This window comes from Streptomyces sp. NPDC006997 (assembly GCF_040635175.1).
Taxonomy (GTDB): domain Bacteria; phylum Actinomycetota; class Actinomycetes; order Streptomycetales; family Streptomycetaceae; genus Streptomyces.
Window position 1 is genome coordinate 171,269 of record NZ_JBEYHH010000012.1, and the last position, 13,403, is coordinate 184,671.

General features: G+C 73.2%; 14 protein-coding genes. 9 read left to right on the top strand and 5 right to left on the bottom strand.

Annotated features, from left to right (window positions below; genetic code table 11):
- Positions 1-27: 27 nt before the first annotated feature.
- The 4 genes from pheS to ABZ659_RS14705 all read left to right on the top strand — a co-directional run bounded on the left by pheS (position 28) and on the right by ABZ659_RS14705 (position 6,021).
- The gene (pheS, locus tag ABZ659_RS14690; RefSeq protein ID WP_360218572.1) at positions 28-1,104 is read left to right on the top strand and encodes a phenylalanine--tRNA ligase subunit alpha; all 1,077 of its coding nucleotides are present in this window, start codon (positions 28-30) and stop codon (positions 1,102-1,104) included.
- Entirely contained in the window at positions 1,104-3,617 is a 2,514-nt protein-coding gene (pheT, locus tag ABZ659_RS14695) for a phenylalanine--tRNA ligase subunit beta (protein ID WP_360218442.1), read from the top strand. The genes pheS and pheT overlap by 1 nt, the downstream gene beginning before the upstream one ends.
- Before the next feature lie 369 nt (positions 3,618-3,986).
- On the top strand, positions 3,987-5,327 hold the full coding sequence (locus tag ABZ659_RS14700; protein ID WP_360218445.1) for a transcriptional regulator: 1,341 nt from the start codon (positions 3,987-3,989) through the stop codon (positions 5,325-5,327).
- Positions 5,328-5,460: 133 nt separating this feature from the next.
- Entirely contained in the window at positions 5,461-6,021 is a 561-nt protein-coding gene (locus ABZ659_RS14705; protein WP_360218448.1) for an NUDIX hydrolase, read from the top strand.
- A 10-nt stretch (positions 6,022-6,031) separates the two neighbouring features.
- On the opposite strand, the gene ABZ659_RS14710 is transcribed toward ABZ659_RS14705, so the two are convergent.
- Positions 6,032-6,289 carry a hypothetical protein gene (locus ABZ659_RS14710; RefSeq protein WP_360218451.1) on the bottom strand — a complete coding sequence of 86 codons (258 nt, stop codon included), beginning with the start codon at positions 6,287-6,289 and terminating at the stop codon, positions 6,032-6,034.
- Between the two features lie 182 nt (positions 6,290-6,471).
- Entirely contained in the window at positions 6,472-7,344 is an 873-nt protein-coding gene (locus ABZ659_RS14715; RefSeq protein ID WP_360218454.1) for a 3-hydroxybutyryl-CoA dehydrogenase, read from the bottom strand.
- A gap of 183 nt (positions 7,345-7,527) precedes the next feature.
- Between ABZ659_RS14715 and ABZ659_RS14720 the strand changes: the two genes are divergently transcribed.
- A complete protein-coding gene (locus tag ABZ659_RS14720) occupies positions 7,528-8,763 on the top strand; it encodes a family 10 glycosylhydrolase (RefSeq protein ID WP_360218457.1) in 1,236 nt (411 codons plus the stop codon).
- 4 nt (positions 8,764-8,767) lie between these two features.
- Here the strand turns inward: ABZ659_RS14720 and ABZ659_RS14725 are convergent, their stop codons facing one another.
- Positions 8,768-8,965: a DUF1918 domain-containing protein gene (locus tag ABZ659_RS14725; protein WP_360218460.1), complete on the bottom strand. Its 198-nt coding sequence runs from the start codon at positions 8,963-8,965 to the stop codon at positions 8,768-8,770.
- Positions 8,966-9,060: 95 nt separating this feature from the next.
- Positions 9,061-9,981 (bottom strand): DMT family transporter, encoded by a 921-nt coding sequence (locus ABZ659_RS14730; RefSeq protein WP_360218463.1) that lies wholly within the window; start codon positions 9,979-9,981, stop codon positions 9,061-9,063.
- On the opposite strand from ABZ659_RS14730, the gene ABZ659_RS14735 reads away from it, so the two are divergent.
- The 3 genes from ABZ659_RS14735 to ABZ659_RS14745 all read left to right on the top strand — a co-directional run bounded on the left by ABZ659_RS14735 (position 9,980) and on the right by ABZ659_RS14745 (position 12,581).
- Entirely contained in the window at positions 9,980-11,428 is a 1,449-nt protein-coding gene (locus tag ABZ659_RS14735) for a PLP-dependent aminotransferase family protein (protein ID WP_360218466.1), read from the top strand. The two genes, ABZ659_RS14730 and ABZ659_RS14735, sit on opposite strands and share 2 nt — an antisense overlap.
- 42 nt (positions 11,429-11,470) lie before the next feature.
- Positions 11,471-11,911: a GNAT family N-acetyltransferase gene (locus ABZ659_RS14740; RefSeq protein WP_360218469.1), complete on the top strand. Its 441-nt coding sequence runs from the start codon at positions 11,471-11,473 to the stop codon at positions 11,909-11,911.
- 73 nt (positions 11,912-11,984) lie between these two features.
- Positions 11,985-12,581, top strand: coding sequence for a histidine phosphatase family protein (locus tag ABZ659_RS14745; RefSeq protein ID WP_360218472.1), 597 nt, complete (start codon positions 11,985-11,987; stop codon positions 12,579-12,581).
- Here ABZ659_RS14745 and ABZ659_RS14750 read toward each other — a convergent pair.
- Positions 12,570-13,019 carry a DUF6314 family protein gene (locus ABZ659_RS14750; protein ID WP_360218475.1) on the bottom strand — a complete coding sequence of 150 codons (450 nt, stop codon included), beginning with the start codon at positions 13,017-13,019 and terminating at the stop codon, positions 12,570-12,572. The two genes, ABZ659_RS14745 and ABZ659_RS14750, sit on opposite strands and share 12 nt — an antisense overlap.
- A 159-nt stretch (positions 13,020-13,178) precedes the next feature.
- Here ABZ659_RS14750 and ABZ659_RS14755 point away from each other — a divergent pair, with 159 nt between their 5' ends.
- Positions 13,179-13,394 (top strand): hypothetical protein, encoded by a 216-nt coding sequence (locus tag ABZ659_RS14755; protein ID WP_360218478.1) that lies wholly within the window; start codon positions 13,179-13,181, stop codon positions 13,392-13,394.
- The last annotated feature ends 9 nt before the right edge of the window (positions 13,395-13,403 follow it).

The window sequence follows — 13,403 nt, forward strand, 5'->3', positions numbered from 1 at the left end:
TCGTACGACCCTGTCGAGGTCGAGGCGTTGAAACCGGAAGAGATCGAGCGGATGCGGGACGAGGCGCTCGCCGCCTTCGCCGCCGCGGACTCCCTCGACGCGCTCCACGAGGCCAAGGTCGCGCACACCGGCCCGGCCTCCCCGCTGGCCCTCGCCAACCGCGAGATCGGCGCCCTGCCCCCGCACGCCAAGGCCGACGCGGGCAAGCGGGTCGGCATGGCCCGCGCCGCCGTCAACAAGGCCCTCGCCGCCCGCCAGGGCGAGCTGGAGGCCGAGCGGGACGCCCGCGTGCTCGTCGAGGAGGACGTGGACGTCACCCTGCCGTACGACCGCGTCCCCGCGGGCGCCCGGCACCCGCTGACCACGCTGTCGGAGCGCATCGAGGACATCTTCGTGGCCATGGGCTACGAGGTGGCCGAGGGCCCCGAGGTGGAGGCCGAGTGGTTCAACTTCGACGCCCTGAACATCGGCCCGGACCACCCGGCCCGCGGTGAGGCGGACACCTTCTTCGTGCGGGGGCCGAAGGGCGGCACCGAGTCCGGTGTCGTGCTGCGCACCCACACCTCGCCGGTCCAGATCCGCTCGCTGCTCGGCCGTGAGCTGCCGGTGTACGTGATCTGCCCCGGCCGCGTGTACCGCACCGACGAGCTGGACGCCACCCACACCCCGGTCTTCCACCAGGTCGAGCTGCTCGCCGTGGACGAGGGCCTGACCATGGCCGACCTCAAGGGCACCCTGGACCACATGGTCCAGTCCCTGTTCGGCGAGGGCATGAAGACCCGGCTGCGGCCGAACTTCTTCCCGTTCACCGAGCCGTCCGCCGAGATGGACATGCTCTGCTACGTCTGCAAGGGCGCGTCCGTCGGCAACCCCGACCGGCCCTGCCGCACCTGCTCGTCCGAGGGCTGGATCGAGCTGGGCGGCTGCGGCATGGTCAACCCGCGGGTGCTGGTCGCCTGCGGCGTCGACCCGGAGAAGTACAGCGGCTTCGCCTTCGGGTTCGGCATCGAGCGGATGCTGATGTTCCGCCACAACGTCGAGGACATGCGAGACATGGTCGAGGGTGACGTCCGGTTCACCCGGCCGTTCGGGATGGAGATCTGATGCGGGTCCCGCTTTCTTGGCTGCGGGAGTACGTCGACCTGCCGGAGACGGAGACCGGTCGTGACGTGCAGGCCAAGCTCATCGCCGCCGGCCTCGAGGTCGAGACCGTCGAGCAGCTCGGCGACGGCCTCAAGGGCCCCCTCGTCGTCGGCCAGGTGCTGACCATCGAGGAGCTGACGGAGTTCAAGAAGCCGATCCGCTTCTGCACCGTCGACGTCGGCCGGGCCAACGGCACCGGCGAGCCGCAGGAGCTGATCTGCGGCGCCCGGAACTTCGCCGTCGGCGACAAGGTCGTGGTCGTACTGCCGGGCGCCGTACTGCCGGGCGGGTTCGCCATCGCCGCCCGCAAGACCTACGGCCGCACCTCGCACGGCATGATCTGCTCCAGCGACGAGCTGGGCATGGGCGACGACGGCAGCAAGGGCATCATCGTGCTGCCGCCGGAGACCGAGGTCGGCAAGGACGCCATCGAGTTGCTGGAGCTGGTCGACGAGGTCCTCGACATCGCCGTCACCCCGGACCGCGGCTACTGCCTGTCGATCCGCGGCGTCGCCCGCGAGACCGCCACCGCCTACGGGCTGCCACTGCGCGACCCGGCGCTGCTCGACGTGCCGGGACCGAACGCGTTCGGCTACCCGGTCGAGGTCTCCGACCCGCTCGGCTGCGACCGCTTCACCGCGCGCACCGTCACCGGCCTCGACCCCGAGGCCCGCTCCCCGATCTGGCTCCAGCGTCGCCTCCAGAAGGCGGGTATGCGCCCGATCTCGCTCGCCGTCGACGTCACCAACTACGTGATGCTCGAACTCGGCCAGCCGCTGCACGCCTACGACCGGAGCCTGGTCCAGGGCACCATCGGCGTGCGCCGTGCCGCGGAGGGCGAGAAGCTCACCACGCTCGACGGCGTCAAGCGCACCCTGCACGCCGAGGACCTGGTGATCACCGACGACCGCGGCCCGATCGGGCTGGCGGGTGTCATGGGCGGCGCCAACACCGAGATCGCCGACCACGACGACACCGAGAACGCGACGTCGGACGTCGTGATCGAGGCCGCCCACTTCGACCAGGTCGCCATCGCCCGCACCGCGCGCCGCCACAAGCTGTCCTCGGAGGCGTCCCGCCGCTTCGAGCGCGGCGTCGACCCGCAGGCCGCCGCTGCCGCCGCGCAGCGCACCGTCGACCTGCTGGTCCTGCTCGCGGGCGGCACCGCCGAGGCCGGGGTCACCGAGGTCGTCGCCCCGTCCGCGCCGCGCACCATCAGCATCCCCGCGGACCACCCCGACAAGGTCGCCGGTGTGGTCTACGGCCGGGAGACCGTCGTACGCCGTCTCCAGGAGGTCGGCTGCGACGTGTACGGGCAGGACGAGCTGATCGTCACCGTGCCGTCCTGGCGGCCCGACCTCACCGACCCCAACGACCTCGCCGAAGAGGTCATCCGCCTGGAGGGCTACGAGAACCTGCCCTCCACGCTGCCCAAGCCGCCGTCGGGCCGTGGCCTCACCCACCGGCAGCGGCTGCACCGCCGGGTCGGGCGGGCGCTCGCCGGGGCGGGCTACGTCGAGGCGCCGAACTACCCGTTCGTCAGCGAGCAGGTCTTCGACCAGCTCGGGCTGGACGCGGACGACCCCGCCCGCCGGGTGGTGAAGCTGGTCAACCCGCTCAGCGACGAGGAGCCCGCGCTGCGGACCTCGCTGCTGCCGGGGCTGCTCGGCGCGCTGCGCCGCAACGACGGCCGGGGCAGCCACGACCTCGCGCTGTTCGAGACCGGGCTGGTCTTCCTGCCCCGCGAGGAGCGTCGGGTCGCCGCCGTGCTGCCCGTCGACCGGCGCCCCACCGACGAGGAGCTCGCCGGGCTCGGTACCGCGCTCCCCGACCAGCCGCGCCATGTCGCCGTCGTCCTCGCGGGCGCCCGCGAGCAGGCCGGATGGTGGGGCCGGGGCCGCCCGGCCGACTGGGCCGACGCGGTCGGGGCCGCGCGGGCCGTCGCCGCCGAGACCGGGGTCGAGCTGACCGTCCGCAAGGGACAGTACGGGCCCTGGCACCCGGGCCGGTGCGCCGAGCTGGCGATCACCGTCGACGGCGCGGACCGGGTCGTCGGGCACGCCGGTGAGCTGCACCCGCGCGTCGTGAAGACCCTGGGCCTGCCCGAGCGCACCTGCGCGATGGAGCTGGACCTGGACGCCCTGGAGCGGGCCGCCGACGGCACCCCGCAGGCGCCGTCCATCTCCACGTTCCCGGTCGCCACGCAGGACGTCGCGCTGGTCGTGGACCGTCCGGTGCCGCACACCGAGGTCGAGGCCGCGCTGCGCGAGGGCGCCGGTGAACTGCTGGAGTCGCTGCGGCTGTTCGACGTCTACGAGAACGCCGAGCAGCTCGGCGAGGGGCGCAAGTCGCTCGCCTACGCGCTGCGGTTCCGCGCCGTCGACCGGACGCTGACGGTCGACGAGGCGTCGGCGGCGCGGGACGCGGCGGTGGCGCTGGCCGCGGAGCGCACGGGGGCGGTGCTGCGGGGCTAGGCATGGCTGGTTCCCGTCCCTTGAGGGCGGCGCTCGCCGCCTTCAAGGGACGCGGGGAACCACGCGGCCAGCCACGACGTGCCGCGGCCGACAAGCGGGGATGACCTGCACGGCGTGCCGTGCCCCGGCGCGCCGTCCCCCCGTCACGGAGTGTCGGGCAGGCGACGGGGCGGACGGCGGCGTTCGGGCCACCGCACTGTAAGAGGGGGAGCCGGCGGCCCGGCCGGGCCTCTTGCGAGGCATTTCAGTCAATCGGGCGGGAACGCTCCGCGACAGCGCGCACACACTGCGGATGCGAGCACTCGGTTCACACCCCGTGTGAACCCCGATTCACTACGCTGTCGGGCAGTAGCCACCTTGGGGGCAAGGATGCAGCCCAACACCCTGCTGGACGCGATCCTCGACGAGGCCGGAATCTCGCACGCCGGGCTGGCCGCCCACGTCAACCAGGCCGGACGGGCGCGGGGACTGGCCCTGCGCTACGAGCACACCGCGGTGGCGCGCTGGCTGAAGGGCCAGCGACCGCGCGGCCAGGTGCCCGACCTGATCTGCGAGGTGCTCGCCGCCCGGCTGCGGCGGCCCGTCACCCTCGACGACATCGGCCTCGGCGTCCCGGGCGAGCCGCAGACCCCGCACGGCGCCTCCCTGTCCGGGTTCGTGGAGCGGGCCACCGCGCTCTGGCGCAGCGACGAGCAGCAGCGCCCGCACATCCTGGGCGCCCCCGCCGTCACCGGCACCCCCGCCGTGATGCCGGTGTGGGAGTGGGAGAACCCGCCGGAGGACGTGGACGTCTCACGCGGCGGACGGCACCGGGTCACCCCGGCCGACCTGGAGCTGCTGCGGGCGGCCCGCGGCCACTACGAGCAGATGTACCGCAAGGCGGGCGGGGTGGCGACCCGTGCCCGGATCGTCGGGTTCCTCAACGCGGAGGCGGCGCCGCTGCTGCGCGGCAGCTACACCGACGCCATCGGCCGCCAACTGCACCGGGCCACCGGCGGGTTGGTGGCGGTCGCGGGCATCTGCGCCTACGACTCCGACGCGCACGGTCTCGCGCAGCGCTACTTCCACCAGGCGCTGCGGCTGGCGAAGGCGAGCGGGGACCGCGGGCTGGGCGCGTACGTGATCGCGCTGCTGGTCAACCAGTCGCTGTTCATGCGGGAGTTCCGGCAGGCCGTCGCCTTCGCGGAGGCGGCGCTGCGCACGGCGGGCAGGGACATCACCCCGGCGCTCGCCTCCGACCTGTACGCGATGCAGGCGAAGGCCTACGCGCACCTCGGCGACAGCGCGAGCGCGCTGTCCTGCATCCGGCGGGCGGAGACGGCCGCCGGACGCATCCGGCGCGGCTACGAACCCGACGAGACCGGCTATGTCCAGCCGGGTCTGGTCAACGTCCAGGTGGCGGAGGCGCTGCTGAGCCTCGGGGAGCTGGCGGCGGCGGGGGAGCACGCCGCGGCGGCCGTGGACAACCCGGCGCACGACCGGGGCCGGGTGCACCGGCTCGCCATGCTCAGCACGATCGAGCTGCGGCGGGGCAACGCCGACAAGGCGGCGGCCACGGCGGTGCGGATGGCAGAGCAGGCGCGCGGCATGGAGTCGCAGCGGCTGCGCGACAGACTCCGCGCGGTACGCGACCACCTGGTGCGCAGCGGCGGCCCGGGTACCGCCGAGGCCGCCGAACTCATCGACGGGGCCCTGCGCGTACCGCTGTAACCGCCCTCCTACCGCCCACTACGACCGGGCCCCCGCGCCGCCCCCCGTGCGCCGGGGGTGGTGGCCGCGCGCCTGCTGCCGACTCGTGCCTGCTGCGATATTGCCACTGACTCAACCGGAAGGTGGCAGAACCATGCAGTGGACGAAACTGAACGAACAAACTGTGTATGAAAATCGCTGGTTCCGCGTCAATCTCGCGGATGTCGTCTTACCTGACGGCCGGCATCTCGACCACTTCCTGATACGCCTGCGGCCCGTCGCCGTGGCCACCGTGGTGAACGGGGCCAACGAGGTCCTGCTGCTGTGGCGGCACCGGTTCATCACCGACAGCTGGGGCTGGGAACTCGCCGCCGGGGTCGTGGAGGACGGCGAGGACATCGTCGTAGCGGCGGCCCGCGAGCTGGAGGAGGAGACCGGATGGCGGCCGGGACCCCTGCGCCATCTGATGAGCGTGGAGCCGTCCAACGGGCTCACCGACGCCCGGCACCACATCTACTGGGCCGACGAGGGGAAGTTCGTCGGACACCCCGTAGACGACTTCGAGTCGGACCGCCGGGAATGGGTCCCCCTCAAACTCGTTCCCGACATGGTCGCCCGTGGTGAGGTCCCGGCCGCCAACATGGCGGCCGCACTGCTCCTGTTGCACCACCTCAGGCTCGGTCAGGACAGTGTGCCGCGGCACGACCGGGCCTAGGCCTGCCGCCCTAGTGGCCGAGGGCCTGCCAGACCGCCACGATCAGCGCGCCGACGGCGGTGACGGCGGCGATCGAGGGCAGCGGCCAGCGTGCGTGTTCCAAGGTCACCAGACGGCTGTTCAGCTCGTCCAGCTCCTTGGCGGTCTCCTCGGTCCGGTGGGTGAGCAGTGCCAGGCCGCCTTCGACTCGGGCGTACGCCACGTCCAGTCGGCGTCGTAACTCTGCGAGTTCTCCATGGGCGACGGACTGCTCGGGATCGGCGGTCACGAACCGCTCCTTTCCGTAGTCGTTCCTCTCCCTTGCATCACGCATCACGAGTGAACTCGCCTGCTGGGCCCGTGGGGAGAGTGTGAGACTGGCATATGCGAGCTTGGGGCGCACACGGTGTGTGAATGCCGCGGGCCCGGCACCGAAAGGGTGCCGGGCCCGCGGAACGTCACGTTCAGTGCTCAGCCGTAGGTGTAGAACCCGGAGCCGGTCTTACGGCCGAGGCGGCCCGCGTCGACCATCCGCTGGAGCAGCGGGGGAGCGGCGTACAGCGGCTCCTTGTACTCGTCGTACATGCTCTGCGCGACCGACGCCACCGTGTCCAGACCGATCAGGTCGGACAGCTTCAGCGGGCCCATCGGGTGGGCGCAGCCCATCTCCATGCCGTTGTCGATGTCCTCGCGGCTGGCGATGCCCGTCTCGAACATCCGGATCGCGGAGAGCAGGTACGGGATCAGCAGGGCGTTGACCACGAAGCCCGAACGGTCCTGGGCGCGGATCGCGTGCTTGCCGAGCAGCTTCTCCGTGAACAGCTGGGCCCGGCCGAGGGTGCCCTCGGAGGTGGTGAGCGCGGGGATCAGCTCGACGAGCTGCTGCACCGGGGCCGGGTTGAAGAAGTGGATGCCGACGACCTGGTCCGGGCGGGAGGTGGCGACCGCCAGCTTCACCAGCGGGATCGAGGAGGTGTTGGAGGCCAGGATCGCGTCCGGCCGGGTCACCACCTGGTCGAGCACCTGGAAGATCTCGGTCTTGACGTGCTCGTTCTCGACGACGGCCTCGATCACCAGATCACGGTCGGCGAACTCGCCGAGGTCGGTGGTGAAGCTCAGCCGGTCCAGCGTGGCGTCCCGCTCGGCCTCGCTGATCTTGCCGCGCTCGGCGGCCTTGCCGAGGGAGTTCAGCAGCCGGGTCCGGCCGATCTCCAGGGCCTCGCCGGTGGTCTCGGCGACCCTCACCTCCAGGCCCGCCCGAGCGCAGACCTCGGCGATGCCCGCCCCCATCTGACCGCAGCCCACCACTCCGACGCGCGCGATATCTCCCGAACTGCCGGTCACATCGTCCCTTTCGCTGATCCACGGCCGGTCAGTCCACCGGGTTGCGGCGTCCTTGCTGCCAGCCCTGCTCCGATCGTGCACGTTACCCCCAAGTATCGATGATCGATCGACGGGGTGGAGGCATCCTGGAGCGCGGTACGATCCGTGACCGATCGGATCCGCAGCGTATGGGGGTGTTGTTCCATGGGACGGCTGTCACGGCGGGCGTTCGCCCTGGTCGCCCTGTCGACCCTGGCCTCGGGCGCGGACGTGTCCGCCACCCCCTCCCGCACCGGGCGACCCCGGGCCGCCGGCACGGGGGAGATGCGGGGCGTGTGGCTGGCGACCGTGCAGAACCGCGACTGGCCGTCCGAGCCCGGCCTCACCGCGGCCGAGCAGCGCGCCGAACTCCTCGCCCACCTCGACACCGCGGTCCGCCGCCGCCTCAACACGGTGATCTTCCAGGTACGGCCCACCGCGGACGCCCTGTGGCCGTCACCGCACGAGCCCTGGGCGGAGTGCCTCACCGGCACCCAGGGCCGCGACCCCGGCTGGGACCCGCTGGGCACCGCCGTCGCCGAGGCCCATGCCCGCGGGCTCGAACTGCACGCCTGGTGCAACCCGCTGCGGATCGCCGCGCACGACGACCCGACCCGCCTCGTCGCCTCCCACCCCGCGCGCCAGCACCCCGACTGGGTGGTGGCCTACGGCGGACGGCTCTACTACAACCCCGGGCTGCCGGAGGTCCGCGCCTTCGTGCGGACGGCGATGCTGGACGCGGTCCGCGGGTACGCCGTGGACGCCGTCCACTTCGACGACTACTTCTACCCGTACCCGGTGCCCGGCCAGACCTTCGACGACGACGCCGCCTACGACGCCCACGGTGGCGGCTTCCCCGACCGGGCCGCCTGGCGGCGGGACAACATCGACCGGCTGGTGCGCGACATGGCGACCGGGATCGGAAAGACCCGCCCGGCCGCCCGCTTCGGCATCAGCCCCTTCGGCGTCTGGCGCAACGCCGACAACGACCCGCGCGGCTCCGACACCCGGGCCCTGCAGTCCTACGACGACCAGCACGCCGACACCCGCAAGTGGGTCAGGGAGAACTGGATCGACTACCTCTGCCCCCAGCTGTACTGGCACACCGGCAACGCCCCCGCCGACTACGCCCAGCTGGTGCCCTGGTGGTCCGAGGTGGCCCGGGGCACGAAGACCCGGCTGTACGTCGGCGAGGCGCTGTACCGCGCCGGCGACCCCGCCCAGGGCGCCGCCTGGCAGGACCCGGCGGAGCTGTCCCGGCACCTCACCCTCGCCGCGGACCACCCGGAGGTGCGCGGCCATGTCTTCTTCGCCGCGAAGGAGGTGCGGGAGGACCGGATCGGGGCGATGGCGCGGGTGGTGGCCGACCACTACCAGCGGCCGGCACCGCCGCCGAGCTGAGGCGCTACTGTCCGGTGGTCTCCCGGTGCCGGATCTCCGTGTCGGGGCCGGGGGAGCAGACGCCCTCGTGGCCGTCCTCGAAGCGGACCCGGAACGGCGGGTTGCCCTCCTGGCCCATCACTTCGACGATCTCGCCGACCTTGTCCTGCTGTCCGACCACCCTGCCGTGCTGGACAAGCTGGTCGCCCACGCGTGCGCGCATCTTGGGCCTCCTCCGAGTGCGGGAGCAGCGGTCCGTGGCTCTGCCCGAGTCTACGGCGCGCGCTGCCGGTCGGGCCCCGCGTGGACGGGTGCCGTTCAGCCGCGCGCCCGTTGCGTGACGGCGATGCAGACCAGCACCGCCGCGGCCGTCAGCGGGGCGGCCACCGTCAGGTGCTCGCCGAGCAGCAGCACCGACCACACCAGTGTGAGCAGCGGCTGGGCCAACTGCAACTGGCTCGCCCTGGGGATGCCGATGGCCGCCATGCCCCGGTACCAGACCACCAGGCCCAGGAACTGCGAGCCCGCCGCCACCCACAGCACCCCGGCCACGCTGTGCCCGGTGAGCTGGACGGGTTCGTACGACAGGGCCAGCGCGGCGGCGGGCAGCGCCAGCGGCAGACACAGCACCAGGGCCCAGCCGATCACCTGCCAGCCCGGCATGACCCGGGCCAGCCGCCCGCCCTCGGTGTACCCGGCGGCGCACACCAGCAGCGCCGCGAAGAGGTAGAGGTCGGCGGAGGTGAGCGCGCCGCCGCTCTGCCGCACGGTGAACGCGACCACCGCCGCCGCGCCCGCCAGCGCCGCCGTCCAGAAGGTGCGCGAGGGCCGGGTGCCCATCCGCAGGGCGGAGAACAGCGCGGTCGTCAGTGGGAGCAGGCCGACCACGACGGCGGCGTGCGCGGTGGTCGACGTCCGGAGCGCGAGCGTGGTCAGCATCGGGAAGCCGACGACGACCCCCGCGGCCACCACCGCGAGCCCCGCCCAGTGCCGCCGCTCCGGCGGTGCCACCCGCAGCGCCAGCAGACAGGCGCCCGCGATCAGCGCCGCCAGCACACTGCGCACCGCCACCAGCGACCAGGGCCCGAACCCCTCAAGACCCCAGGCGGTCGCCGGGAAGGTGAGGGAGAAGGCGGTGACGCCGAGGGCGGCCAGCAGGGTGCCGGTGCCGCGCCCTGGGGTTTCCGGGATGCTGACCGCTATCGGGGTCGGCGCGATAGCGCTACTCTCTGCTCTCATGCATGAGCGTAGCAGCGTGGCTGAACTGGCGGAACAGTTGAGGAGAGAGCTGAACCGCTATCCGGTGGACGGAAAGCTCCCGTCGAGCCGGGCCCTCGTCGAACGGTTCCGGGTCAGCCCGGTGACCGTCTCGCGGGCCCTCGCCCAGCTCGCCGCCGAGGGCCTCGTCGTCACCCGGCCCGGCGCCGGTGCCTTCCGCGCCCGCCCCCGCACCGCCACCCCGCCGCCCGCCGGGGACACCTCCTGGCAGGAGGTCGCGCTCAGCGCCGACGGCGCCGCCGACCTCGTACCGCGCTCCGTGGACGCCTCCGGGGTGCTGGTCTCGCTGGCCGCCCCCTCACCCGGCGTCGTCGAGTTCAACGGCGGCTACCTGCACCCCTCCCTCCAGCCGGAGCGGGCGATGGCCGCCGCCCTGTCCCGCGCGGGCCGCCGTCCCGGCGCCTGGGGACGCCCGCCGATGGACGGCCTGCCCGAGCTGCGGGAGTGGTTCGCTCGCGGCCTCGGCGGCGCCGTCACCGCCGCCGAGGTGCTCGTCACCGCGGGCGGCCAGTCCGCCCTGACCACCGCCCTGCGCGCCCTCGCCCCGCCCGGCGCGCCCGTCCTGGTGGAGTCGCCCACCTACCCCGGCATGTTGGCCATCGCCCGCGCCGCCGGACTGCGCCCGGTACCCGTCCCCGTGGACGCCGACGGCGTACGGCCCGCCCTGCTCGCCGACGCGTTCCGCGCCACCGGCGCCCGGGTCCTCGTCTGCCAGCCGCTGTTCCAGAACCCCACCGGCGCCGTGCTCGCGGCCGACCGGCGCGGTGAGGTGCTGCGCATCGCCCGCGCGGCCGGGGCGTTCGTCGTCGAGGACGACTTCGTGCGGCGCCTGGTGCACGAGGACGCGCCCCCGCTGCCGCGCCCGCTCGCCGCCGACGACCCGGACGGCGTCGTCGTCCACGTCGGCTCGCTCACCAAGGCGACCTCGCCCAGCTTCCGGGTCAGCGCCCTCGCCGCGCGCGGCCCGGTCCTGGAACGGCTGCGCGCCATCCAGGTCGTCGACACCTTCTTCGTCCCCCGCCCCCTCCAGGAGGCCGCCCTCGAACTGGTCGGCTCGCCCGCCTGGCCGCGCCATCTGCGGTCGGTGTCGGCGGAGCTGCGGGCCCGCCGGGACGCGCTGACCGCCGCGCTCCGGCTGCACCTGCCCGAACTGGCCCTGCCGCACGTCCCGTCCGGCGGCTACCACCTGTGGCTCCGGCTGCCCGACGGCACCGACGACGTGGCGCTGACCGCCGCCGCCCTGCGCGCGGGCGTCGCCATCACCCCGGGACGCCCCTACTTCAGCGCCGAACCCCCGGCCGCCCACATCCGGCTGAGCTTCGCCGCGGTGGCGTCGGTCGGGGAGATCGCCGAAGGGGTACGACGGCTGCGGGCGGCCTGCGACGAGGTGCTCCCGCGCGGGCGGTAAACCGCTCGACGGCCACTCCCGTCCCTTGCGACCATCCCCCACATGACCGACGACGTGCCGCGCCTCGCCGAGGGCTACGAGATCTCCACCGACCCCGACCGCGTCGACGCCGCGCGGGTGCACCGCTGGCTGTCCACCGACGCGTACTGGGCGCTGGGCCGGTCCCGGGAGAAGCAGGACCAGGCGATCGCCGGTTCGCTCAACCTCGGGGTATACGACACGGCCTCCGGCACCCAGGTCGCCTACGCCCGGGTGGTGACCGACCGCGCCACCTTCGCCTGGCTCTGCGACGTGTACGTCGACCGCACGGTACGCGGCAAGGGCATCGGGACGGCGCTGGCGGCGGCGGTACGCGAGGAGCTGCGGGGGTACGGCGTGCGGCGGATCATGCTCGCCACTCACGACGCCCACGACGTCTACGCCAAGGTCGGGTTCCGGGCGCTGGAGCGTCCTGACCAGTGGCTGGCGCTGACCTTCGGGTGAAGGTTCACGCACCCACGGTAACTCCCAGGTAACACCTCTTGACCAGCGCTCTTTCGGGGCTCACGATCCCCGCATGGCACTTCGGGTCACGTTCGTCGCCAGCGCCCGCAGCTCCCCCCTGCTCGCCGAGCGGTTCGAGGACGACCGGCCGCTGGACCAGCCGGGCTGGGAGGAGGTCCAGCACGCCGCCCGTGACCTGCTCCCGCTCGCCGCGGCCGAGCTGCGGTACTGCTCGCCGACCCCGCGCAGCCGCGCCACCGGGGACGCCCTCGGCTACCACCCGCTGGTCCAGCCAGCCCTGCGGGACTGCCACATGGGCCGCTGGCGCGGACTGACCCTCGGCGAGGCGATGGCCAGGGAACCGGACGCCGTGGACGCCTGGCTCGCCGACCCGCGCTCCACCCCGCACGGCGGTGAGTCGCTGCTGGCGTTCATCTCCCGGGTCGGCGGCTGGCTCAACACCCGGCCGGTGGAGGAGAACGGCCGGATCGTCGCCGTGGCGGAGCCGTCGGTGATCCGCGCGGCCCTCGTCTACGCGCTCAAGGCACCGCCCGCGACCTACTGGAACATCGACGTGCGCCCGTTGTCGACGACCACCGTCACCGGCTGGGCGGGCCGCTGGCACCTGTGCCTGGACGGCACCCCGGCGGCGTACCCGTCATGCGCCTAGGCGCCGGTAGTCGGTGCTGAGCACCAGGTCCTTCGCCGGACCCCGGACCCGCCACACCGTCCGCCACCGGTCGCGGTCCCGCACGCTGAACTCGCCGCGGTAGAGGTCGGCCGAGCACGGGTGGTCGGCGGTGTGCCGCCCGGTCGTCAGGTCCAGGTCGTGGAAGAAGCGCCCGTCGGCGAAGCGGACGTCGGCGGTGCCGGGCGTCGGGCCGGGCAGGAAGCGCAGGGTGCGCTCGGCGGGCCGGGCCACACCGCGCCACAGGAAAGTGCCGGACTCGTGGTGGAGGAGACCGCCGCCGTCCAGGTGGCCGAAATCCGTCGTCCCCGTGAAGCGGCCCTCGTCCCCGGCGGCCAGATCCCGCACGGACCGCTCGACTCCCCACCGTCCGGCCAGAAACGCCAGCGCGTCCGGCACTGGCCAGAACTCGTCCCTCACCCGCCGCTCTCCGTTCCCCGGGCCCCCACGTGAACCATTGACGCGTACGCACCCCTCCCCATCTTGCCGTTCGAAGTGCTGAACGATGTCTGATTCTTCGAACTACCCCTCCTCGCCAAGCCGCACTCCGTCGAGACCGGTCGCGCCTACGACATCGACGTGAAGGTACGGGGCCGCCAGGCCGGCCTCTACCTCGACGGCCAGCTCTGGGGCGGCTTCACCGACGACAGGCCCGCCGAGCCGTTCCGCCAGGTCGCCAGCCGCGACGCCCGCACCGGCGAGGAGTTCGCGTGCACCTTCGCGCCGAACTCGGTGACGTTCCCAGGGGCGCCCGCTACCGACCGGGATTGCATAAAAGTGCAGCGAAACGTATAGTCATGCTCT